This is a genomic window from Klebsiella sp. BIGb0149, from assembly GCF_004362605.1.
GTDB lineage: Bacteria > Pseudomonadota > Gammaproteobacteria > Enterobacterales > Enterobacteriaceae > Klebsiella > Klebsiella terrigena.
The window spans coordinates 841581-864837 of the sequence record NZ_SNYG01000002.1; the positions used below are offsets into that span (position 1 = coordinate 841581).

At 58.1% G+C, this 23257-nt stretch carries 22 protein-coding genes and 1 tRNA gene; 14 read left to right on the forward strand and 9 right to left on the reverse strand.

The genetic code is table 11. The annotated features are described in order from the left end of the window. The first annotated feature begins 7 nt into the window (after positions 1 to 7). From EDF75_RS10690 to yejF, 3 genes are read left to right on the forward strand one after another with little or no spacing between them, the layout of a single operon-like run. Complete coding sequence (locus tag EDF75_RS10690) at positions 8 to 1102, forward strand: microcin C ABC transporter permease YejB (RefSeq protein WP_133599140.1); 1095 nt, start codon at positions 8 to 10, stop codon at positions 1100 to 1102. Next, a complete protein-coding gene (locus tag EDF75_RS10695) occupies positions 1102 to 2127 on the forward strand; it encodes a microcin C ABC transporter permease (protein WP_133599143.1) in 1026 nt (341 codons plus the stop codon). Before EDF75_RS10690 ends, EDF75_RS10695 begins: the two co-directional genes overlap by 1 nt. A gap of 1 nt (position 2128) precedes the next feature. Then, positions 2129 to 3718 carry a microcin C ABC transporter ATP-binding protein YejF gene (gene yejF / locus EDF75_RS10700; protein ID WP_133599145.1) on the forward strand — a complete coding sequence of 530 codons (1590 nt, stop codon included), beginning with the start codon at positions 2129 to 2131 and terminating at the stop codon, positions 3716 to 3718. A gap of 3 nt (positions 3719 to 3721) precedes the next feature. Here yejF and EDF75_RS10705 read toward each other — a convergent pair whose 3' ends face one another. The 3 genes from EDF75_RS10705 to rsuA form a co-directional block, all read right to left on the reverse strand. After that, complete coding sequence (locus EDF75_RS10705; protein WP_041147706.1) at positions 3722 to 4066, reverse strand: YejG family protein; 345 nt, start codon at positions 4064 to 4066, stop codon at positions 3722 to 3724. 331 nt (positions 4067 to 4397) lie between these two features. Beyond that, positions 4398 to 5594: a Bcr/CflA family multidrug efflux MFS transporter gene (locus EDF75_RS10715; RefSeq protein ID WP_133599147.1), complete on the reverse strand. Its 1197-nt coding sequence runs from the start codon at positions 5592 to 5594 to the stop codon at positions 4398 to 4400. Beyond that, positions 5591 to 6310, reverse strand: a complete 720-nt coding sequence (gene rsuA / locus EDF75_RS10720) for a 16S rRNA pseudouridine(516) synthase RsuA (RefSeq protein WP_045855922.1) — start codon at positions 6308 to 6310, stop codon at positions 5591 to 5593. The genes EDF75_RS10715 and rsuA overlap by 4 nt, the downstream gene beginning before the upstream one ends. A gap of 147 nt (positions 6311 to 6457) precedes the next feature. On the opposite strand from rsuA, the gene EDF75_RS10725 reads away from it, so the two are divergent. Together EDF75_RS10725 and rplY are read left to right on the forward strand one after the other, a co-directional pair. Continuing rightward, positions 6458 to 8215: a DEAD/DEAH box helicase gene (locus EDF75_RS10725; RefSeq protein ID WP_133599149.1), complete on the forward strand. Its 1758-nt coding sequence runs from the start codon at positions 6458 to 6460 to the stop codon at positions 8213 to 8215. A gap of 137 nt (positions 8216 to 8352) precedes the next feature. After that, on the forward strand, positions 8353 to 8637 hold the full coding sequence (gene rplY / locus EDF75_RS10730; RefSeq protein WP_095100671.1) for a 50S ribosomal protein L25: 285 nt from the start codon (positions 8353 to 8355) through the stop codon (positions 8635 to 8637). Between the two features lie 57 nt (positions 8638 to 8694). On the opposite strand, the gene EDF75_RS10735 is transcribed toward rplY, so the two are convergent. Then, positions 8695 to 9585, reverse strand: a complete 891-nt coding sequence (locus EDF75_RS10735; protein ID WP_041146507.1) for a LysR family transcriptional regulator — start codon at positions 9583 to 9585, stop codon at positions 8695 to 8697. A 106-nt stretch (positions 9586 to 9691) separates the two neighbouring features. Here EDF75_RS10735 and EDF75_RS10740 point away from each other — a divergent pair, with 106 nt between their 5' ends. After that, entirely contained in the window at positions 9692 to 11005 is a 1314-nt protein-coding gene (locus EDF75_RS10740) for a serine hydrolase domain-containing protein (RefSeq protein ID WP_133599150.1), read from the forward strand. On the opposite strand, the gene EDF75_RS10745 is transcribed toward EDF75_RS10740, so the two are convergent. After that, entirely contained in the window at positions 11002 to 11622 is a 621-nt protein-coding gene (locus EDF75_RS10745) for an NUDIX domain-containing protein (RefSeq protein ID WP_133599152.1), read from the reverse strand. The two genes, EDF75_RS10740 and EDF75_RS10745, sit on opposite strands and share 4 nt — an antisense overlap. 81 nt (positions 11623 to 11703) lie before the next feature. On the opposite strand from EDF75_RS10745, the gene EDF75_RS10750 reads away from it, so the two are divergent. Further along, entirely contained in the window at positions 11704 to 12468 is a 765-nt protein-coding gene (locus tag EDF75_RS10750) for a DeoR/GlpR family DNA-binding transcription regulator (protein WP_133599154.1), read from the forward strand. 41 nt (positions 12469 to 12509) lie between these two features. Here EDF75_RS10750 and yejK read toward each other — a convergent pair whose 3' ends face one another. Continuing rightward, the gene (gene yejK / locus EDF75_RS10755; RefSeq protein ID WP_133599157.1) at positions 12510 to 13517 is read right to left on the reverse strand and encodes a nucleoid-associated protein YejK; all 1008 of its coding nucleotides are present in this window, start codon (positions 13515 to 13517) and stop codon (positions 12510 to 12512) included. Positions 13518 to 13707: 190 nt separating this feature from the next. Here yejK and EDF75_RS10760 point away from each other — a divergent pair, with 190 nt between their 5' ends. The 4 genes from EDF75_RS10760 (at position 13708) to EDF75_RS10775 (ending at position 17265) form a co-directional block, all read left to right on the forward strand. Continuing rightward, complete coding sequence (locus EDF75_RS10760; protein ID WP_015583825.1) at positions 13708 to 13935, forward strand: YejL family protein; 228 nt, start codon at positions 13708 to 13710, stop codon at positions 13933 to 13935. Between the two features lie 19 nt (positions 13936 to 13954). Continuing rightward, the gene (gene yejM, locus EDF75_RS10765; RefSeq protein ID WP_133599159.1) at positions 13955 to 15715 is read left to right on the forward strand and encodes an LPS biosynthesis-modulating metalloenzyme YejM; all 1761 of its coding nucleotides are present in this window, start codon (positions 13955 to 13957) and stop codon (positions 15713 to 15715) included. 75 nt (positions 15716 to 15790) lie between these two features. After that, positions 15791 to 15867: transfer RNA gene (locus tag EDF75_RS10770), tRNA-Pro, on the forward strand. A 288-nt stretch (positions 15868 to 16155) separates the two neighbouring features. After that, complete coding sequence (locus EDF75_RS10775) at positions 16156 to 17265, forward strand: AI-2E family transporter (protein ID WP_133599161.1); 1110 nt, start codon at positions 16156 to 16158, stop codon at positions 17263 to 17265. 98 nt (positions 17266 to 17363) lie between these two features. Here EDF75_RS10775 and EDF75_RS10780 read toward each other — a convergent pair whose 3' ends face one another. Next, complete coding sequence (locus tag EDF75_RS10780; protein WP_133599163.1) at positions 17364 to 17786, reverse strand: hypothetical protein; 423 nt, start codon at positions 17784 to 17786, stop codon at positions 17364 to 17366. Between the two features lie 367 nt (positions 17787 to 18153). Between EDF75_RS10780 and eco the strand changes: the two genes are divergently transcribed. Continuing rightward, a complete protein-coding gene (gene eco, locus EDF75_RS10785; RefSeq protein ID WP_041146517.1) occupies positions 18154 to 18645 on the forward strand; it encodes a serine protease inhibitor ecotin in 492 nt (163 codons plus the stop codon). Positions 18646 to 18691: 46 nt separating this feature from the next. Here the strand turns inward: eco and mqo are convergent, their stop codons facing one another. Beyond that, positions 18692 to 20311 carry a malate dehydrogenase (quinone) gene (gene mqo, locus EDF75_RS10790; RefSeq protein ID WP_243733527.1) on the reverse strand — a complete coding sequence of 540 codons (1620 nt, stop codon included), beginning with the start codon at positions 20309 to 20311 and terminating at the stop codon, positions 18692 to 18694. Here mqo and EDF75_RS27325 point away from each other — a divergent pair. Further along, positions 20202 to 20426, forward strand: a complete 225-nt coding sequence (locus EDF75_RS27325; RefSeq protein WP_243733532.1) for a hypothetical protein — start codon at positions 20202 to 20204, stop codon at positions 20424 to 20426. The two genes, mqo and EDF75_RS27325, sit on opposite strands and share 110 nt — an antisense overlap. A 173-nt stretch (positions 20427 to 20599) precedes the next feature. Continuing rightward, positions 20600 to 21847: a SulP family inorganic anion transporter gene (locus EDF75_RS10795; protein WP_133599167.1), complete on the forward strand. Its 1248-nt coding sequence runs from the start codon at positions 20600 to 20602 to the stop codon at positions 21845 to 21847. On the opposite strand, the gene mgtE is transcribed toward EDF75_RS10795, so the two are convergent. After that, positions 21810 to 23246 (reverse strand): magnesium transporter, encoded by a 1437-nt coding sequence (gene mgtE, locus EDF75_RS10800; RefSeq protein ID WP_133599169.1) that lies wholly within the window; start codon positions 23244 to 23246, stop codon positions 21810 to 21812. The genes EDF75_RS10795 and mgtE overlap by 38 nt on opposite strands. Positions 23247 to 23257: the final 11 nt, after the last annotated feature.

Sequence of the window (23257 nt, forward strand, 5' to 3'; positions counted from 1 at the left end):
AACGACGATGGGCGCATACCTGATCCGCCGACTGCTGCTGATTATCCCCACCCTGTGGGCGATCATTACGATCAACTTTTTTATCGTCCAGATTGCCCCCGGCGGCCCGGTCGATCAGGCCATTGCCGCCGTTGAGTTCGGCAATCACGGCGGGATACCGGGCGCGGGCGACAGCGGAATGGCCGCCAGCCACGCACGCACCGGCGTAAGCAACGTCAGCGAGGGCCACTATCGCGGCGGGCGCGGCCTCGACCCGGAGGTCATCGCCGAGATAACCCATCGCTACGGCTTTGATAAGCCCCTCCACGAGCGCTACCTAAAAATGCTCGGCGACTACCTGCGCTTTGATTTTGGCGACAGCCTGTTTCGCAGCGCCTCGGTGCTGCAGCTGATCAAAAACAGTATGCCGGTCTCCATTAGCCTCGGCCTGTGGAGCACGCTGATTATCTACCTGGTGTCGATCCCGCTCGGGATCCGTAAAGCCGTCAGCAACGGCAGCCATTTTGATATCTGGAGCAGCACGCTGATTATCATCGGCTACGCGATCCCGGCATTCCTGTTCGCGATTCTGCTGATCGTTATTTTCGCCGGAGGCAGCTATTTCGACCTGTTCCCGCTGCGCGGGCTGGTCTCGGCTAATTTCGACAGCCTGCCGTGGTATCAGAAGATCCTCGACTACCTCTGGCACATCACGCTGCCGGTGCTGGCGACGGTGATTGGCGGCTTTGCGGCGCTCACCATGCTGACCAAAAACAGCTTTCTGGATGAGATCCGCAAGCAGTACGTGGTCACCGCCCGCGCCAAAGGGGTAAGTGAAAAGCAGATTTTGTGGCGCCACGTGTTCCGCAACGCCATGCTGCTGGTTATAGCCGGTTTCCCGGCGATGTTTATCAGCATGTTCTTTACCGGTTCGCTGCTGATCGAGGTGATGTTCTCCCTCAACGGCCTCGGGCTGCTGGGCTATGAGGCGACGGTTTCGCGCGACTATCCGGTGATGTTTGGCACGTTGTATATTTTTACGCTGATTGGCCTGCTGCTTAATATCGTCAGCGATATTTGCTACACGCTGGTCGACCCGCGTATCGATTTTGAGGGCCGCTGATGTCATTTTTGAGTCCCGTCAACCAGGCCCGCTGGGCGCGTTTTCGCCACAACCGCCGCGGCTACTGGTCGCTTTGGCTATTTTTAATCTTCTTCGTCTGCAGCCTCGGCGCGGAGCTGATCGCCAACGACCGCCCGCTGCTGGTGCAGTACCGCGGCAGCCTGTACGTTCCGCTCTTAAAAGAATATAGCGAGAAGACCTTCGGCGGCGATTTTGCCACCGCCGCCGACTATCAGGATCCGTGGCTGCAGAAGCAGCTCGAGGCTCACGGCTGGGTGCTGTGGGCGCCGGTGCGCTTCGGGGCGACGACCATCAACTTTGCCACCCAATCCCCCTTCCCCTCGCCGCCGTCATCGCAGAACTGGCTGGGCACCGACGCCAACGGCGGCGACGTGCTGGCGCGGATCCTCTACGGAACGCGGATCTCCATTCTGTTCGGCCTGCTGCTAACCCTTTTTTCCAGCGTTCTCGGCGTGCTGGCGGGCGCCATCCAGGGGTACTACGGCGGCAAAATCGACCTCTGGGGGCAGCGCTTTATTGAAGTGTGGTCGGGAATGCCGACGCTGTTTTTGATTATTCTCCTCTCCAGCGTCGTGCAGCCCGGCTTCTGGTGGCTGCTGGCGATTACCGTCCTCTTCGGCTGGATGACGCTGGTGGGCGTGGTGCGCGCCGAGTTCCTGCGCACCCGTAACTACGACTATATCCGCGCGGCGCAGGCGCTGGGGGTTAACGACCGCAGCATTATCCTGCGCCATATGCTGCCCAACGCGATGGTCGCCACCCTCACCTTCCTGCCGTTTATTCTCTGCAGCTCGATTACCACTCTGACTTCGCTGGATTTTCTGGGCTTCGGCCTGCCTCTGGGCTCGCCTTCGCTTGGCGAGCTGCTGCTGCAGGGGAAAAACAACCTGCAGGCGCCGTGGCTGGGGATCGCCGCCTTTTTGTCCGTCGCGGTACTGTTAACGCTTTTAATTTTCATTGGTGAAGCGGTTCGCGACGCCTTCGACCCGAGTAAGGCGGTATAAGATGGCGCAGCCTCTGTTAGAAATTGACAATCTCTCCATCGCCTTTCGCCAGCAGGGCGAAACCCAGACCGTCGTCAGCGAACTGTCGCTGCACATTGCGGCGGGGGAAACCCTGGCGCTGGTGGGCGAATCCGGCTCCGGCAAGAGCGTTTCCGCACTGTCGGTGCTGCGCCTGCTCCCCTCGCCGCCGGTAAGCTACCCCAGCGGCGATATCCGCTTTCACGGCCAGTCGCTGCTGCATGCCGATGAGCGAACCCTGCGCGGGGTGCGCGGCAACCGTATTGCGATGATTTTTCAGGAGCCGATGGTGTCACTCAATCCGCTGCACACCCTGGAAAAGCAGCTCTATGAAGTGCTCTCTCTGCATCGCGGAATGCGCAAAGAAGCCGCCCGGGGAGAGATTCTCGACTGCCTGGAGCGAGTCGGCATTCGCCAGGCCCCTCGCCGGCTGGCGGACTATCCGCATCAGCTCTCCGGCGGCGAACGCCAGCGGGTGATGATCGCCATGGCCCTGCTCACCCGCCCGGAGCTGCTGATTGCCGACGAGCCGACCACCGCGCTGGACGTCTCGGTGCAGGCGCAAATTCTGCAGCTGCTGCGGGAACTGAAGCAGGAGCTGAACATGGGGCTGCTGTTTATCACCCATAACCTGAGCATCGTCCGCCAGCTCGCCGACCGCGTGGCGGTGATGCAAAACGGGCGCTGCGTCGAGCAGAACGGCTGTCGCGCCCTTTTCTCGGCCCCTCAGCATCCCTATACCCGCCGCCTGCTGGATAGCGAACCGGCGGGGCTGCCGGTTCTGCTGGCGCCCGATGCGCCGCTGCTGCTCGCGGCGAGCGGGCTCAGCGTCGCTTTCCCGGTTCGTCGGGGGCTTCTGCGCCGGGTGGTTGAGCATAATCGGGTGGTGAACGCCCTGAGCTTTCAGCTACGCGCGGGGGAAACTCTGGGACTGGTGGGCGAATCGGGTTCCGGCAAAAGCACCACCGGGCTGGCGCTGCTGCGCCTGATTGCCTCGGAAGGGATTATTGCCTTTGATGGCCAGACGCTGCAGGGCCGCAGCCGTCGGCAGATGCTGCCGCTACGCCGCCGGATGCAGGTCGTGTTTCAGGATCCGAACTCATCGCTGAACCCGCGGCTAAACGTTTTGCAGATTATTGAGGAGGGGCTGCGCGTCCACCAGCCGACGCTCACCTCCGCCGAGCGTGAACGGGCGGTCATTCAGGTGATGCAGGAGGTGGGGCTGGATGCGCAAACGCGCCTGCGCTACCCGGCCGAGTTTTCCGGCGGCCAGCGGCAGCGTATTGCCATCGCCCGGGCGCTGATCGTTAAGCCTCAGCTTATCGTCCTGGATGAGCCGACCTCGTCGCTGGATAAGACCGTACAGGCGCAAATCTTAGCCCTGCTGAAAGCTTTACAGCAAAAGCACCAGCTGGCCTATATTTTTATCAGCCACGATCTGCGCGTCGTGCGGACGCTATGCCATCAGGTGATGGTGCTGCGGCAAGGAGAGGTGGTCGAACAGGGAGAGTGCGAGCGCGTATTTACCGCTCCGCAGCAGGAGTATACCCGCCAGCTGCTGGCGCTGGGCTGACGGTCAGAACGGGTTGTTGCCGGAGAAGGGCTCGGCAATGGCTACGCCGAAATTTTTCAGCCGACAGGTGGCGGCGAACTCGTCCTGCATGTTGACGAACAGGCACGGCTCCCCTTCACACTCAACGATGGAGCAGTCGACTTCGATGTCGCTGAGCGCCTGGCTAAGCTTATGCATAACCGGCCACGCTTTCTCGCCGTCCGGGCTGAGTAACTTCAGCGCCACGAGGCTATTTTCGCTCTGCGCGCCGTTTTGCGGAATCGGTTCAACTCTTGAACCCGCAAAACCGGCCAGCCAGCGATAGCTTTGCGGCAGTCGGTGTACGATAGAGAGTTGCTGTGTATTCACCTGGTTTTCCCCGGAAGCAAAATGCTTCACAATAAATTTACATCAATATTAACACATTGTTGACAACTAGTCCTGTATCAGCGTGGAAAACGTTTACACCGACGCGGCGCCGGGGTTAACCGCTTATTATCCAGAACTTTATAGTTTCGCTGCGGAACCGATCGGGGCTATATGTACCCGTTTCTGTGATCCAAAACAACTTTTTTATCGCAACATTGCGACTTTTTACACTAATTGATTTTACATAAAAGAAACAAATAGCAGAATAACGAAGCCCGCCGCGGTTGATATGCATCAAAAAAGGGGCTGAATTAGCCCCCTTAAATGCGATTCAAAGCGCGACTTTTCGCCGCCGGCTGGCGTAGAGGTAGAAGAGAATGGAGCTGCTGGCGCAGAAAGCGATAGAGATCAGCATCGGCCAGGCGGTGGTGAAGGTTGCCATCGACAGCAGCGCCCCGACAATCGCGCCGATGCCGAAGCGGAAGGTTCCCGCCAGCGAAGAGGCCGTCCCGGCCATATGCGGGAACTCATCAAGAATGACCGCCATCGCGTTCGAGGAGACCATCGACACGCAGCCGATAAACGCGGCCACGCCGAACACCAGCGCCCAGAAGCCGACATCAAACAGCGCGCAGACCACCATCCACACGGCCATTGCGAACTGGATCCACAGCCCGGCGCGGAACATATTCAGCGCCCCAACCCGCCGAACAAAGCGGCTGTTAATCATGGTCATGACGAACAGGAAGGCCACGTTCAGCGCAAAGTAGTAGCCGAAGTGCTGCGGGGAAACGTGGTTAATCTTGATGTAAACAAACGGGCCGGCGCTCAGAAATGAGAACATCCCGGCAAAGCTGAAGCCGCTCGCCAGCATATAGCTCAGCACGCGCTTGTGGCGGAACAGGGTGGCAAAGTTGCCGAGGGTCGTGCGAATGTGGAACTTCTGCCGCCGCTCCGGCGGCAGGGTCTCGCTAATGAAGAACGCGATCATTGCCGAAGCCAGCAGCGCCGCCACCGCAAGGATCCAGAATATCGCATGCCAGCTGAACCACACCAGCACCGCCCCGCCCACCATCGGCGCGACCAGCGGAGCGATGGTGGTGACCAGCATCACGAACGACATCATCCGCGAAAACTCTTCTTTCGGATAAATATCGCGCATCAGGGCGTTAATCACCACGCTCGCCGCCGCCGCCGCGAGGCCGTGGAAGAAACGCATGGCGATCAGCATTTCGATGCTCTGCGACAGCGCGCAGGCCACCGCGGCGGCGGCAAAAATCAGCGTCCCCCCGAGGATAACCGGCTTACGGCCGATGCTGTCGGCCATCGGGCCGTACAGCAGCTGGCCAAAGGCAAAGCCCAGAATATAGGTACTGAGTGTCATCTGCGCGCTGCCGTCCGGCACGTTAAACTGCGCCGAGATCACCGGCAGCGCCGGGAGATACATATCGATCGACAGCGGCATGAGCATGGCCAGCAGGCCAAGAATAAACACAATCCCCAGGGAAGAATTCTGCTTTGCCGTCACGTTTTACTCCGCGCATGCTGAACGCCAACGCTGGCAATCTCTTCTTCCGTCAGCGGGCGATACTCGCCGGGCGCCAGAGAGTCGTCCATAGCGATCGCGCCGATTCGTTCACGATGCAGGCCGACAACGTGGTTGCCCACGGCGGCAAACATCCGCTTAACCTGATGGTAGCGCCCTTCGCTGATGGTCAGCCGGACTTCCGTCGGGGTAATCACTTCGAGAACCGCCGGCCGGGTCAGCTCTTTTTCATTGTGCAGCTGAACGCCCTGCGCGAACTGCTCCGCGGTGTTTTCAGCTACCGGGTTTTCCAGCGTCACCAGATAGGTCTTTTCGCAGTGGTGGCGCGGAGAGGTTATACGGTGCGACCACTGGCCGTCGTCGGTCATCAGCACCAGGCCGGTGGTGTCGATATCCAGACGCCCTGCGGCATGCAGCTTGTGCGCCACCGGCACGTCAAGAAAATAGAGCACCGTCGGGTGATCCGGATCGTCGGTAGAACAGACGTAACCCTGCGGCTTGTTAAGCATAAAGTAGCGCGGGCCGTTCTGCTGGGTAAGCGTATTACCGTCATACTCAACGTCATGCTCCGGCTGGAGCTTGAACGAAGCGTCTTTCACGATTTCACCATCCACCAGAACGCGGCTGCTGCGGATTTCACGTCCGGCAATAGCCCTACTGACGCCAAGTTGCTGAGCGATAAACTTATCAAGTCGCATGAGATTTTTTTAGCCTGTAATAATGCTGGAGCGGGCAAGCGCCCGAAAAAGAAGAAATTCATTGGCTAGTATAACGGGCTCTTAACGCCACTCAAGGGAAAAGATTCATGGCATACTATTTGCGAGTTAATTAACGCCTGTGAAGCCATGAATTTTACATTACGCCCCTACCAAAAAGAGGCGGTCGATGCCACCTTAGCCTGGTTTCGTCGCCACCATGAGCCCGCCGCTATCGTCCTGCCGACCGGGGCCGGCAAAAGCCTGGTCATTGCCGAGCTGGCGCGCCTGGCCCGCGGCCGCGTGCTGGTTCTGGCGCACGTCAAAGAGCTGGTGGCGCAAAACCACGCTAAATATCTTGCCCTTGGCCTGGAAGCCGATATTTTTGCCGCCGGGCTGAAGCGCAAAGAGAGCCACGGTAAGGTGGTTTTCGGCAGCGTGCAGTCGGTTGCCCGCAACCTTGAGCAGTTCCAGGGGGAGTTTTCGCTGCTGATCGTCGATGAGTGCCACCGCATCAGCGATGACGACGATAGCCAGTACCAGCAAATTATCGCCCACCTGCGGCAGGTCAATCCGCAGCTGCGGCTGCTTGGGCTCACCGCCACGCCGTTTCGCCTCGGTAAGGGCTGGATCTATCAGTTCCATTATCATGGCATGGTGCGCGGCGACGAGAAGGCGCTGTTTCGCGACTGCATCTATGAACTGCCGCTGCGCTACATGATTAAACACGGCTATCTGACGCCGCCGGAGCGGCTCGATATGCCGGTAGTGCAGTACGATTTCAGCCGCCTTCAGGCGCAGAGCAATGGCCTGTTCAGCGAGGCCGACCTCAATCACGAGCTGAAAAAACAGCAGCGCATTACGCCGCATATCGTCAGCCAGATCGTTGAGTTTGCCCAGACGCGAAAAGGGGTGATGATTTTCGCCTCCACGGTGGAGCACGCGCGGGAAATCACCGGTCTGCTGCCCGCAGGCGAGGCCGAACTGATTACCGGCGAAACGCCGGGCCCGCAGCGCGACCGCATTATTGAATCGTTTAAAGCCCAGCAATACCGCTATCTGGTCAACGTGGCGGTGCTGACCACCGGCTTTGACGCCCCGCATGTCGATCTCATCGCCATTCTGCGTCCGACCGAGTCGGTCAGCCTCTACCAGCAGATCGTCGGTCGCGGCCTGCGCCTGGCGCCGGGAAAAACCGACTGCCTGATCCTCGACTATGCCGGCAACCCGCACGACCTCTACGCGCCCGAAGTCGGGACGCCGAAAGGCAAGAGCGACAACGTGCCGGTGCAGGTCTTCTGCCCGGCCTGCGGTTTTGCCAATACCTTCTGGGGCAAAACCACCGCCGACGGCACGCTGATCGAACATTTTGGCCGCCGCTGTCAGGGCTGGTTTGAGGATGATGAGGGCCATCGCGAGCAGTGTGACTTTCGTTTTCGCTTTAAGAACTGCCCGCAGTGTAATGCGGAGAACGATATCGCCGCCCGCCGCTGCCGCGAGTGCGACACGATCCTCGTCGATCCCGATGATATGCTGAAGGCGGCGCTGAAGCTTAAAGACGCGCTGGTGCTGCGCTGTAGCGGCATGGATCTGCAGCACGGTGCCGACGACAAAGGCCCGTGGCTGAAAATTACCTACTACGATGAAGACGGCGCCGACGTCAGCGAGCGCTTCCGCCTGCAGACGCCCGCCCAGCGCACCGCGTTTGAACAGCTGTTTATTCGCCCGCACACCCGCACGCCCGGCGTGCCGCTGCGCTGGATAACCGCCGCCGATATCCTTGCTCAGCGGGGGCTGCTGCGCCATCCGGACTTTGTCGTCGCCCGCATGAAGGGGCAATACTGGCAGGTGCGGGAGAAAATGTTCGACTACCAGGGACGCTTCCGCCGGGCCAACGAACTGCGTTAATCGGCATTAAGGCTGAGGTTTTGATTGCCGTAAAAACCTCTGGCGGCTATAATGCCGCCCGCTTTTGCATTCGCAAAGCAGATCATCTGCCTGCTGCTGGGTCGCCTGTAGCAGGATTTAAATATAGAGAGACATCAATGTTTACTATCGACGCAGAAGTACGTAAAGAGCAGGGTAAGGGTGCGAGCCGCCGCCTGCGTGCAGCTAATAAATTCCCGGCCATCATTTATGGCGGCGAAGCTACTCCGGTAGCAATTGAGCTGGACCAGGACAAACTGTGGAACATTCAGGGTAAAGCTGAGTTCTACGGTGAAGTTCTGACCATCGTTATCGATGGCAAAGAAGAGAAAGTTAAGGTTCAGGCTGTTCAGCGTCACCCGTTCAAGCCAAAACTGTCTCACATCGACTTCGTTCGCGCTTAATAGCCGATAGCAGTTGTTGTATGAAACGCCCCGGTCCGCAAGGTCCGGGGCGTTTTGTTATGTGCTTTGCGCCCACAGAGCCGGCGCTAAATCGATAACCGTCTTCAGATCCTGGTGTTTGTTCATGCCCGGCTGCCAGAGCATCACCATCGTGACGTTCAGCCCCTGACTGCCGACCTCGGTGTCGATTTTACTCACCCCATCCCAGCGCTGCGCCTGAAGGTGATCGGCCAAAAATCCCCAGCCCTGCCCTTGCTGCATGGCGTGACGCAGCAGCGTGATTTCATTCATATACTGCGTATGGCCGGAGATCTGCAGCCGGCGGGCAATCTGATCGTCAGAGCGGCGATGCATCACCAGCTGCGGCACCAGCGCCAGGTTCAGCAGCGTCAGCGGCCTCGCATAGCCGGCAAACAGCCGCTCTGCGGCATAAAATCCCAGCTCAACGGTCCCCAGCGCGCGCCACTCCATCTCGCTGCCAAGGGTGCGGTTATTGGCCTGGCATAGCGCCAGGTCGGCATGGCCGTCGGCCAGCGCCTGTTCGGCTTCGCGACGCGATGCGCTCCAGCAGCTCATCCGCAGCTGGCGCTGCGCAAGATTATCGGCCAGCGCACAGAGAAAGCCGCGCGGCACAAAGGGGTCATACGCCACCCTCAGCTCCTGCCAGGCCGTGCCCGGCAGCGTCCGGGCAAAGGATTCAAAGGCCTGCGCCTGACGCAGCAGCAGGTGCGCCTGGCGAAAAAGCTGCTCCCCCTCCGCGGTTAACGCGAGGCTGCGTCCGTGGCGCAGGAATAGCGCGTAACCCAGCGCATCTTCCAGATAATCCAGCAGATCGCGTAGCGTGGTGCGATCTTTGCCAAGGCGAATCGCCGCCCGTGACAGCGAGCCCGTTTCGGCGACGGTGGCAAAAGCCTCAATTTGCGCAAAAGAGTACTGCAGCGTTTTCATACCATCCCATCCTTGCGGGGGAAAATCCCCCATCGGCTGATTTTAGCCTGCGGCCGACGATTTATATACTGCGCATCGGGTTGTAATGGCTAACAAGGAATTTCTGATGACAAGTATAAAAACGATCAAACCGCTGGCGCTGGCGCTGATGCTTACCGCCCTACCCGGCGCCGCGCTGGCGCAGGCCCAGCCGCAGCAGGAGTGCGGCGGCGTGCTGCTCGATACCTGCCCGACGCCGTTTGATAAAACGCTGCCGGCGGCTAAAGAGATGCTCAGCTGGGATCGGACCGATCGGGTAATTGGTTTTCGTAACGACTATCGTAACTATGCCGGGGACGTCTTTCACCACGGCGCCTCCGCTGCGCTCCAGCAGGCGGATAAGCCGCTGACCAATGTCAGCTATACGCTGAACGGCCACACCTGGAACCTGCGGGACTACCTGAAGCGCCAGGACGTCACCGGTTTCCTGGTACTGAAAGAGGGTAAAATTGCCTATAAGTACCTCGGCGCCGGCAACACGGATACCACACTGTGGACATCGCGCTCGGTGGGCAAAGCGGTGGTCTCCACGCTGGTCGGTATCGCCATCCAGCAGGGGAAAATCCACTCTTTGGATGATCTGATTACCGATTATGAACCGGAGCTGAAGGGCAGCGCCTGGGACGGCGTCACCATGAAGCAGCTTATCCAGCACACCTCCGGCGTAGAGTGGAATGAAGACTACACCAATCCGCAGTCCCACTTCGCGCGGCTGACCCAGTGCGAGGCGCATCCGGGGGCCTACGACTGCGTACGTAAGATCGTCGCCTCCCTGAAACGCGCCCATCCGGCCGGGGAGCAGTGGTCCTACTCCTCCGGCGGGGCGTGGCTGCTGGGGGATATCGTGGAGCGAGCAACCGGCATGCCCCTTGCCGCCTGGCTGGAGCAAACGCTATGGCGGCCTGGCGGCATGGCCCAGGATGGCGTGTGGCATGCCTATCAGCAAGGCAAGCACGATGTCGGCGCCCACGGCTTCAACGCCACGCTTGAAGACTGGGGACGCTTCGGTGAGTTTGTCGCCCGGGACGGACGCCTGGCCAACGGCAAATCGCTGGTGCCTGACGGCTGGTTCGATATGGCCTCCGCCTGGACTCAGGCGCAGAACTCGGTCTCCGCGGCGCACCCGGACGGAATTTACGGATTCCAGTGGTGGAATAACGCCATTCCGGCCAATGCCAAAAACGTCGAACCTACGGCTCAGCAGGGGCTGAAGGATTCCCTGTGGGCGCTCGGCATATATGGCCAGGTGATTATGGTCAATCGCGCTGAGCATCTGGTTATCGTCCAGTGGTCAACCTGGCCGCAGGCGGAGCCTTCGTTTAGCGCCCAGCCGCTGGAGGCCGCGCTGATGTACAGCGCTATCGCCCGCCAGCTGCGCTAGACCGTGTCGCTCTTTGCCCGTTCTGCGGCAAGGAGCGAGTCTGAATTAAGCGCCAGGTGCTGCAGCAGCATGATGGTTTTGGCATCCACGATCTCGCCGTCGCGGATAGCCTGCAGCGCCTGCTCCAGCGGCCACTCCAGCACTTCGATATCTTCCCCCTCTTCCGCCAGCCCGCCGCCGCTACTTTGCCGGTCGTCAGCCGAATATTCGGCAATAAAAAAGTACAGCTTTTCCGTGACCGAACCGGGGCTCATATAGGCCGTAAAAACGCGCTCAATGCGGGTCACCCGAAAGCCCGTCTCCTCCTGCGCTTCGGCGATAATTCGCTCTTCCGGGGAGGCGTTATCCAAAAGCCCGGCGGCGGCCTCAATTAAAAATCCGTCGTGGCCGTTAATCCAGACCGGAAAGCGAAACTGGCGGATGAGAACCACGGTTTTTTTCTCTCGGCTGTAGAGAAGAATAACGGCACCGTTTCCGCGGTCGTAGGCTTCGCGGCTCTGCTCCTGCCAGCGCCCGTCCCGCCGCAGCAGCTCAAAGGTATATGTTTTGAGCGTATACCAGTTATCGGATAGCAGCGTTTCGCGGATATTGCGAACGTATGGTGCGTCAATGTGCATGTTTTGCTCCTTACCAGGTGACAGAAGGCACCATAACATGCACAATCATGCACAAACAAGATCAAACATGAAGGAAACCACATGCTCGCCAGCCAACGAAAGCAGCTCATTTTGCAGATTCTTAGCGCCGAGAAACAGGTCATGTCGGGGGAGCTCAGCCAGCGCTTTGGCGTCTCGGAGGACTCCATTCGTCGCGACTTACGCGAGCTGGCGGCGGAAGGGAAGCTGCAGCGGGTTCACGGCGGCGCGCTGCCGGCGTCGGCCGCCGTTGCCCCGATAGCAACGCGCAGAAGCGTGCAAATCGATTCAAAACAGGCGATTGCCCGCCGGGCGGCGGCGCTTATTCATCCGGGCCAGGTGGTTATCGTTGACGGCGGGACCACCACCACCGAGATGGTGAAGTTTCTGCCCGCCGATTTGGCCTGCACCATCGTGACCCACAGCCCCGGCATTGCCGTCGCGCTGGTCGATCGGCCGCTGATTGAGGTGATCCTGATCGGTGGCCGCCTGTTTAAACATTCGCTGGTCGCCGTCGGCGCCGCGGCGCTGGAAGGCATTGCGCGGATCAACGCCGATCTGTTTTTTATGGGCGTCACCGGCGTACATCATCATGCGGGTTTCACCACCGGGGACTATGAAGAAGCGGGCATTAAGCGGGCGCTGGCCGCGCGGGCGGCGGAAACCATCGTGATGGCCTCGCAGGAGAAGCTGAATTCGGCGTCGGCTTTTGCCATCGGCGAGCTGAGCCTTGCCGCTACGCTGGTGGTGGATAGCCCGGTGGATGAGATGCTGCAGGCGCGGCTGGCACAATGCGGCATTGAAACGATCCGCGCCGACGCGCAGTAAGGGAGAGAAATCCCCCCGGCCTGCAGCCGAGGGGATTGGTTTCAGCTGCCGCCGGACGTCCGGCGCTGGAGCTGATCGCGTAGATTCGGCGGTGTGCCCTTAATGGTTAAGGTATCCGTCGCCGGGTCCCAGAACACGCGCTCGCCGAGCAGCATGGCATCAAAGTTGATCGTCAGCCCGCCGCCGCTGCCGGCAAACTTAGTTAACTGCCGCAGAGTGCTGCGATCCGCCGGGAAGCTCTCTTCCAGCTCATACCCCTGTTCAGCGGTAAACTCCTGGAAACTCTTCTCGCTCACGCCCGCCAGCTCTTTAGAGAGCGATTCGAGCTCAATCTCTTCTCCGGCCTGCAGCTGCTCGCTGCAGTAGGCGTAAACCTGCTGACGCACGTTCTGCCGCTCGGACTTATCCAGCTGCGCGTCGGCGGCAAAATCATCCACCGCCTGCAGCAGGCCGCGGTTCTGCGCTTTGGCGTTCAGCCCTTCGCTGGCACCGAGGAAATCCATAAAGAAATCGGCGACTTTGCGCCCTACCCGGCCCTTCAGGAAGGTCAGATAGCGGGTCGATTCCGGGTTCGTCTCCCACTCGGTTAAATCAATGCGCGCCACGATGTCGGCATGATTGATGTCCAGGTAGTGGGTGGAGCTGATATCCAGCTCTTCGTTGACTCGCATGCTGCTCAGGTTGTTCAGCACCGCCACCAGCAGATACTCAACCGCCAGATAGCGATACTGGCAAAACAGAACGATCCCGCCTTCTGCGAAGGGATACTTCGCCAGCTCGTCGCGCAGACGACCGGTCGCCGCACGGCTGAACGGCAGAAAATCTTCTTCACCTTTGCGCTGCAGGCGCAGCGCCTGGGCCAGCTCGCTCTCTTCATTAAACAGGCCATAGGCCTTGTTTTTTGCGCTGTAGACACGATGCAGCTCGGCCATCATCTCCACGACCGTCGCATTAGGCTCCAGCAGCGAATCGCGCAGCACCAGCTCAAGGTTTTGTTCATCACGTTTAATTAACTGATGCAGGGCAATCTGGTCGATATCCAGACTCATGTTAAACTCTCCTTTTAGACCGGGCGGTATTCAACCACCGCCGGGACGGCGACGCAACCGGCGCGTGACTCTTCGGCTAGCGGAGACTCGCGATCCTGCGCGCTTTTGCGCCGTGGCGAAAAAATGCGGAAAAAAAGCTGCTGCTACGGTAATATGTTGCCCTTTCACGAACAAACAGATTTTGACTTTTATGCCGCAATTATCCCGCTATAGTGATGAACACGTCGAACAGCTGCTCAGCGAGCTGACCAACGTGCTGGAAACACACAAAGCCCCCGTTGACCTTTCACTGATGGTGCTAGGCAATATGGTGACCAACCTGATCAATAGTAGCGTCGCGCCGGCGCAGCGTCAGGCGATCGCCCGTTCTTTTGCCCAGGCTCTGCAGTCCTCAATCAACGACGACCCGGCGCACTAAGGATAACCAACAACTTTATATGGTGACTCTTCGTCAGCCCTACCGAGAAAAAGTCTCCCAGATGGTCAGCTGGGGGCACTGGTTCGCCCTGTTCAACATGTTGTTGGCTATGGTGCTCGGCAGCCGCTATCTTTTTGTCGCCGACTGGCCAACGACGCTGGGCGGACGCATTTTTTCGTACGTCAGCCTCGTTGGTCACTTCAGTTTCCTGGTCTTTACCAGCTACGTACTGATCCTCTTTCCGCTAACCTTTGTCGTGATATCACAGCGGCTTATGCGCTTCCTGTCGGTCATTTTGGCCACCGCAGGAATGACGCTGCTGCTGATTGATAGCGAAGTTTTCACCCGCTTCCACCTGCATCTTAACCCTATCGTCTGGGAACTGGTTATTAACCCGGATCAGAACGAGATGGCGCGGGACTGGCAGCTGATGTTTATCAGCGTGCCGATTATCTTCCTGCTGGAAATGCTCTTTGCGACCTGGAGCTGGCAGAAGCTGCGCAGCCTGACGCGCCGCCGCCACTACGCGCGCCCCGTCGCCTGGCTTTTCTTTATCTCTTTTATCAGCAGCCACCTGATCTATATCTGGGCGGATGCTAATTTCTATCGTCCGATTACCATGCAGCGGGCGAACCTGCCGCTCTCCTATCCGATGACCGCGCGCCGCTTCCTTGAGAAACACGGCCTGCTGGACGCGCAGGATTACCAGCGTCGCCTGGTGGAGCAAGGCGCTCCGGAAGCCGTCTCAGTACAGTATCCGCTGAGCGATCTGCGCTATCGCGACCTCGGCGCCGGCTATAACGTGCTGCTGATTACCGTTGATAACCTGAACTACTCGCGTTTCGAGAAGAACATGCCGGAGCTTGCCGGCTTCGCCAAAGATAGCGTCAACTTTACCCAGCATATGAGCTCAGGCAACAGCACCGATAACGGTATTTTTGGCCTGTTCTACGGCATTTCACCAGGCTATATGGACGGCGTGCTGTCGGCCCGTATTCCGGCCGCGCTGATTACCGCACTCAACCAGCAGGGCTATCAGCTGGGCCTGTTCTCTTCCGACGGCTTCAGCAGCCCGCTCTATCGCCAGGCGCTGCTGTCCGACTTCTCCCTGCCGGTCGCCAAAACCCAAAGCGATGAGCAGACGGCAAACCAGTGGATTGGCTGGCTGAATCGCTACGCTCAGGATGAAAACCGCTGGTTCTCGTGGATTTCGCTCAACGGCACCTCGCTTGACGACGGCCAGCAGCAGAACTTCGTGCGCCGCTATAGCCGCGCGGCGGGCGAGGTCGATACGCAGATTGGCCGGGTGCTCAACGCTCTTCGCGAGGCGGGCAAGCTGGATAACACGGTGGTTATCGTCACCGCCGGTCACGGCATGCCGCTTAATCCTCAGCACGGCAAGTTTGACTGGTCGAGAGATCAGCTGCAGGTTCCGCTGGTGATTCACTGGCCGGGCGTTCCGGCGCAGAATATCGCGACGCTGACCGATAACAAAGACGTGATGACCACGCTGATGCAGCGCCTGCTGCACGTCTCTACCCCGGCGAACGAGTATTCGCAGGGTGAGGACCTGTTTAGCCCTGCGCGCCGCCGCGGCTGGGTCACCGCGGCGAACGGCGATACGCTGGCGGTCACCTCACCGGAGGTCACCGTAGTGTTGAACCACAACGGAACCTACAGCACCTGGAATAGCGACGGTAAGAAGATCGACAATCGCAAACCGCAGCTCAGCCTGCTGCTGCAGATCCTGACGGATGAAAAGCGCTTTATCGCTAACTGATTGATTAATTATGAATCAATTGGTCGTTCCCCGCTTGCATTCGCCAGGAGAACGGGTAATATTACCGCCACGCGTCGGCACGTAGCGCAGCCTGGTAGCGCACCGTCATGGGGTGTCGGGGGTCGGAGGTTCAAATCCTCTCGTGCCGACCAAAAATCCCTGAAAAACCAGCCTTTTAAGGCTGGTTTTTTTATGCCTGCTTTTCGCCGGAGCGTTAACGAGTGAGCCCGGACAATAACCCCACGCTTACTCGCTATTCCTGCGTATCAGAACCTATAAAATATCCCCTCATCGGTTCTTTGTGCCCAAAAGGTGACGCAAACCTGCCCGCGGCGCCGCTCTTGAGCCGCGCCGCAAAATAAACTGCGATAGTGCTGATTGTAAATCGAGGAATAGCTTCTATCATTCGACTGTATCAGTCATACGCCAGGAAGATAAATATGAGAGTTAATGGAATTACCAAGGGATTTTTTATCCTGATTCTGCTGATAGTCAGCCTTGCCTTTTTTGATGTTCTTTCTCCCTATTACTCAGCCATTCTGTGGGCGGCGATTCTGGCCGTGATCTTCAATCCGGTGAAGAACAAGATCCGCGCTAAGCTTGGTGAACGTAATGGCCTGGCCTCACTGCTCACCGTGGCGATTATCTGCCTGATTGTCTTCACTCCGCTGGCGATTATTATCTCCTCGCTGGCGCTCGAGCTGAACGTGGTTTACACCAAGCTTGAGCACAATGACACCCAGTTTCCGTCGGTAGTGGCGAGCCTGTTTGCCCATCTCCCGGAGTGGGTCAGAAGCTTCCTCTCTGAGCATAATCTCGACAGCGCCGAGCAGATTCAGAAACAGCTCTCAGACGCGGCGCTGAAAGGAGGCCAGTACCTGGCCGGCAGCGCATTTCTGATTGGTAAAGGGACTTTCGGCTTTACCATTAGCTTTGGCGTCATGCTGTATCTGCTGTTTTTCCTGCTCAAGGATGGCCCGTATCTGGTGCTGCTGATCCTCGAATCCCTGCCGCTGTCGAATTACGTTAAGCAGCACCTGTTTGCCAAATTTGCCGCCGTCGCCAGGGCAACCGTGAAGGGTACCGTCGCCGTCGCTCTGGTCCAGGGCATCCTGGGCGGAATTGCCTTCTACGTTGCCGGAATTGACGGCAGCATTTTGTGGGGCGCGATCATGGCGTTTCTGTCGCTGATCCCGGCGGTAGGTTCAGCCATCGTCTGGGTTCCCGCGGCCATCTTCCTCTTCGCCACCGATCAGCTATGGCAAGGGGCGTTTGTCGTCGGCTTCTTCGTGATCGTTATCGGGCTGGTGGACAACATCCTGCGTCCGCTGCTGGTGGGTAAAGATACTAAAATGCCGGACTACATGATTCTGATCGCCACCCTCGGAGGAATGGAGATTTACGGTATTAACGGTTTTGTGATCGGTCCGCTGATCGCCGCGCTGTTTATCGCCTGCTGGAATCTGCTCTCAGGCCGCGAACACGCCGGCAATACCGATGAAATTGATGAAGAGTTTATCGAGGAAGGCAAGCTACCCCGCGACGAGTAAGCCGTTAGCGGCGCGACGTCAGCTGCCTTAGGCGGCGGCTGACAAAAACCAGGAGGAGCCGCCTGCCCCTCCTGGTGTTCGCGGCGCGAGCCATACTCTTATTTTGCGTAGCCTTTGAAAGTGCCGTTTTCAGTCACCGCAATCTTGCCGTTGGTATAAACAATAAAATTGTACAGCCCCTGCTGGTAGACCGTTGCCTTAGGCTCCTTCTCAATCACCGCAGCCGGTTTACCGTCAACGGTAATCCCGGTACCGGTGGACTTGATCTCCATCCCCGCAAAGTGCTTTACGTTACCCTTAGCGCCTTGTGCGTGCTGTACGGCGCTGGCAGCGTTCTCCATCGCCTGTTTCTCATAGGCGGCGTTAAGGGCAGCTTGTTTATTTTGCTCAGCTAAATAACAGGTATCTTTCGATACGCCTTTGGCTTCACAGCTGGCTAAACGCTGCGCCTCGGAGGTACAGCCCGCTAAGGCTGCCGTCATCCCCAGTACCGCGGCCAACATGGCTTTATTCACTTTCATCTATCATCACTCATATAAATAATCTAATTTTAATAACAATTCCGTTTCAATTAATTTCCCTGATGAATCATTCTAAGCGGTGAATATTACGCGGCGCGACTGAAATAATTTCATGCGAAAATTAAGTTTTTCATTGATGATTATCAATGCTGGTTTCGCGAAGAAAAGCATGGTGCGATAAACCTATACAATTCAGTGGACAATAGTTCTTTAGTTAAGATTACTTTCAGTAAATTCCTATACACCACAACAACAAAGCAGCATATCACGCTATTTTATATGCAAATATTGGTAAATAACTCTTACTAATAGCGCAAACAGTGATAGCCTTTTAGCGTTGAAGAACGATAACAAAGGATGATCGATCGTGAAAAAAATCGCTACGTTTGCTGTTTCCCTGCTGACCGTTGCCTGTGTCTCCACCAGCGCACTGGCCGCCGAACAGCCTCTGGAAAAGATTGCGCCCTATCCGAAAGCGGAGAAAGGCATGAAGCGTCAGGTGATCCAGCTGCCGCCGCAGCAGGACGAATCGGCCTATAAAGTTGAGCTGCTGATTGGCCAGACGCTGGAAGTCGACTGCAACCGCCATCGCCTGGGGGGTCAGCTGGAAAGCAAAACCCTCGAAGGCTGGGGCTACGACTATTTCGTCTTTGATAAAGTGACGTCGCCGGTTTCGACCATGATGGCCTGCCCGGACGGGAAGAAGGTGGAGAAGTTTGTCACCGCAGGGCTGGGTGACGCCGGCATGCTGCGCTACAACAGCAGGCTGCCGGTGGTGGTTTACACGCCGGATAACGTACAGGTGAAGTACCGAATCTGGCGAGCAGACGAAACTATCGGTAATGCCGTCGAGCGCTAACCGCGGGCAATAAGAAACCGGCGGCCAGGGCCGTCGGTTTTGCCTTCTACAGCGCGATATCCGCTATCGGTTTGCTATCCGTCAGCGGTTTCAGCTCTGCCTGAGGGGCTTTATCCGCGACTGAAACCGGCTCATAGCGCAGCTGCAGAACCTCGCTGGTCCACGCCAGCGCCTGCTCAATCGCCGCGGAATTGCCGTCGAGACGCAGGCCGTAGGAGGGAACGATCTCTTTCAGCTTCGCCTGCCAGGCGGCTGAATTTACCTTATCCTTAAAGACCGTTTCCATCAGCTGCAGCATAATCGGCGCGGCGGTCGAGGCGCCGGGCGATGCGCCCAGCAGCGCCGCTACGGTACCGTCATCATCGCTGACCACTTCGGTTCCCAGACGCAGCACGCCCTTCTTACCGTTGCGCTTAATGATCTGCACGCGCTGGCCGGCCTGCCACAGGCGCCAGTCGCCTTTATTCGCTTCCGGATAGTATTCGCGCAGCGCCTCGTGGCGATCTTTATCTTTCTGCATCACCTGGCTAATCAGGTATTTCACCAGATCGAAATTATCCAGACCGACGTTGAGCATCGGCAGAATATTTGAGGTATTGGTCGATGCCAGAAGATCCCACAAAGAGCCGTTTTTCAGGAAACGGGTGGAGAAGGTTGCAAACGGCCCAAATAGCACCACCCGCTTACCGTCAATAATACGCGTATCAATATGCGGCACCGACATCGGCGGCGCCCCAACTTCGGCCTGACCGTAGACTTTTGCCAGATGGTGGTTAACGACTTCCGGGTTTTCACACACCAGGAACTGGCCGCCAACCGGGAAGCCCGCGTACTCTTTAGCCTGAGGAATACCGGTCTCCTGCAGCAGCGTCAGCGCCGCGCCGCCGGCGCCGATAAAGATAAATTTGGCTTTAATGACCCGCTTCTGGCGACGGTTATTCGCGTCCGCCAGGGTGACCGTCCAGCTCTTATCGGCGTTGCGCTTGAAGCGACGCACAACGGTGCCAAGCTGTAAGGAGAAGTTAGCGTGGGTCTGCAGGCCGGCAATCAGCTGGCGGGTAATTTCGCCGTAGTTGACGTCTGTGCCGACCTCGGTACGGGTCGCGGCAACCTTTTGCTGCGGATCGCGCCCTTCCATCACCAGCGGCGCCCACTCTTTAATTTGCTGATGATCTTCGGAATAGCGAATACCGCGGAACAGTTCGCTTTGCTGCAGAGCGGCGTAGCGCGCGCGCAGGAAGTTGACGTTATCTTCGCCCCACACAAAGCTCATGTGCGGTACGCTGTTGATAAATGATTTCGGCTTACTCAGAATGCCGCGCGTGACCTGGTGGGCCCAAAATTGACGAGAGATATGGAAGGATTCGTTGATATCGACCGCTTTGTCGATGTTGATCCCGCTGGCGGTCTGGGGCGTATAGTTCAGCTCCATCAGCGCCGCATGCCCGGTACCCGCGTTATTCCAGCCGTTCGAGCTCTCCTCAGCAACGCTGGACATCTGCTCGACCATGGTAATAGACCAATCCGGCTCCAGTTCCTGCAGCCAGGTTCCCAACGTGGCACTCATGATGCCGCCGCCAATCAACAGTACATCCGTCTCTTGCTCATGGCGGGTGTTGGTCCGAGGTGTATTTGAACCAACCGCCGGTGAGCTGGGTACGGCCATCTTTTTCTTCATCGAATTTGAGCCTTACTTTACTCGCTTTTTTTATTTAGCGCAGGTGACACGATTATCAGGAATCAAAGTAACACTGAAGATAAAAAATTTAAATATTGTTTAAAATTTAAGTTGAGTTTTGAGATCTGTTATAAAAATGTTTAATAAATGTGTACCACAAATCACATTTTGTACTGGTATAAGCGGCGCGACCGCGCTATCATCCTCCGTTTTGTGACAGACCGCACGCAAGCTCAGGCTTACTCGTCCCGGCTTAAACTAACCTGCGAACTTCCTATGCCTCAGGCTCCAGACCACGCTACGTCCGCTTCAACAGGCGCCATTCGCCACGTACTTCGTTCACCATCGCTGTTCACACGAGAGGCTCTGGCAGGCGTTCTGACCGCTCTGGCTCTGATTCCGGAGGTTATCTCCTTTTCAGTGATTGCCGGCGTTGACCCCAAGGTCAGCCTGATTGCGTCCGTTGTGCTGTGCCTTGCGATGTCGGTACTCGGCGGCAGGCCCGCAATGGTTACCGCCGCCGCCGGGTCGGTGGCGCTGGTGATTGGGCCGATGGTGCATCAACACGGCGTCGGCTACATCCTGCCCGCCGTCATTTTGGCCGGTATTATTCAAATTTTGTTTGGTTTGGGCGGCATGGCCCGGCTGATGCGGTTTATACCGCAGGCGGTGATGACCGGCTTCGTCAACGCGCTGGGGATTCTGATCTTTTTCGCCCAGGTTCCCCATTTTTGGAGCAAGCAGCCGCTGATCCTCGGCCTGTTCGTCCTGACGCTGCTGATTGTCCTCTGGGCGCCGCGCTATATTAAAGCGATCCCCGCGCCGCTGATTGCCATCGTGGTGTTAACCCTGTTTACCGTCACCACCGGGCAGCTGCTGCCTACCGTCGGCGATGAGGGCTCAATGAGCGGCGGGCTTCCGGGGTTCACCGCCCTGCTGGTGCCGCTCAATCTCGACACCCTGCAAATTATCTGGCCCTGCGCCCTGAGCATTGCCTTTGTCGGCCTGATGGAGTCGCTGCTGACCGCCAAATTAGTCGATGACCTGACCCAGACCCCGTCCAGCAAAGCGCGCGAGAGCGCCGGGCTGGGCATCGCCAATATTCTTGCCGGACTCTACGGCGGCATCGCCGGCTGCGCAATGATTGGTCAGACCATTGTTAACGTTGAAATGGGTAAAGGCCGCAGCCGCGTCTCCACCCTCGCCGCCGGCGCGGTGCTGCTGCTGCTGGTCACCGTGCTGAGCGAAGTAATGGCAAAAATTCCGATGGCGGTACTGGCCGGAGTGATGGTCATTGTGGCGGCCAAAACCTTCAGCTGGCACAGCCTTCGTCCGGCCGAGCTGAAGCGTAATCCGTGGCCGGAAACGCTGGTCATGCTGGTGACCGTTGCCGCAACGGTAGGCACCAGCAATCTGGCTATTGGCGTTCTGGCAGGCCTGGTAGCAATGGCGCTGATCCCACGCAGGCTGCGCGGCAGGCCGTCGACTACATCAGGAAAATCGTCGCCAGACCGAGAAAAATAAAGAAGCCGCCGGTATCGGTGATGGCGGTGATCATCACGCTGGAGCCGACCGCCGGGTCGCGTCCCAGCTTCACCATCACCATCGGGATAATCACCCCCATCATCGCCGCCATCAGCAGGTTGAGCATCATCGCCAGCGTCATCACGGCGCCGAGCTGCGGATCGCTGTAGAGCCACCAGGTTACGGCGCCCATAATCCCGCCCCACACCAGGCCGTTAATCACCGCAACCCCCATTTCGCGCAGGATCAGGAACGAGAAGCTTCCCGGCTGAATGTGCTGCAGCGCCATCGCCCGTACGATCATGGTGATGGTTTGGTTTCCGGTGTTACCGCCGATCCCGGCGACGATCGGCATCAGCGACGCCAGCGCCACCAGCTGCGAAATCGTATGCTCAAAGCCGTCGATTACCCGCGAGGCGATAAACGCGGTGCACAGGTTGACCGCCAGCCACGCCCAGCGCGTTTTCACCGCTTTGCTCACCGGGGCGAAAACGTCGTCATCGTTGCTCAGCCCCCCCATTCGACGTAAATCGTTATCGGTCTCTTCATACACCACGTCCACGATTTCGTCGATGGTCAGGCGCCCCATCAGCTTGCCGTCGGCATCAATCACCGCGGCGCTCAGCAGGTTGTCACGTTCAAAGGTGCGCGCGACCTTCTCCGCCTCTTCGTGCGGCTGAAAGGTCACAGGATCGCCTTCCATGACTTCTCCTACCCGCTTCTGCGCATCGTTGAGCAGGATGGTCTGCAGCTCCAGCTCGCCAAGCAGCAGCTTGTTGCGGGTGGTGACAAACAGCTTATCGGTGTTTTCCGGCATTTTGCCTAACCGCCGCAGGTAGCGCTGCACCGCGGCGAGCGTCGCCTCCGGGCGAACGGTGATCACCTCAAACTCCATGATCGCGCCGACGGTATTGTCGGCGTAGCGCATCATCTGACGGATACGTGCCCGCCTCTCCGCCGGCATCTCCGCCAGCAGGCGTGCGGTCAGGTCTTGCGGCAGATGCTGCAGGATATAGACCTGCTCATCAATATCCAGATTTTGCAGCGTAAACAGCAGCTCACGATCGCTCATCTTATCGATGAGGTCGCCCCAAACGCTTTCCGACGCCTCAAGCAGCACTTCACCGCGTTTATCGTCGGCAACCAGGCGCCACAGCGCGTTACGCGCGTCGTAAGGCAGCGCCTCGAGGGCATCGGCAAGATCCGGCGGCGGCAGGTGGGAAACCAGCACTTCCACTTCCGCCAGATCGTCGGCAAGGGTGCCGTCGTCATAGCGTTCAGCCAGCGTTAATTTGCCCAACAGCGAGGAGGTAACGGCTTTATCAGTGCTCAGCAGCCAAATGAGGCGGGCGCGCTCTTCGTCGCGCAATCTGGCGCTTTTTTTATGCAAAACGGACATCGGTCAGGCAA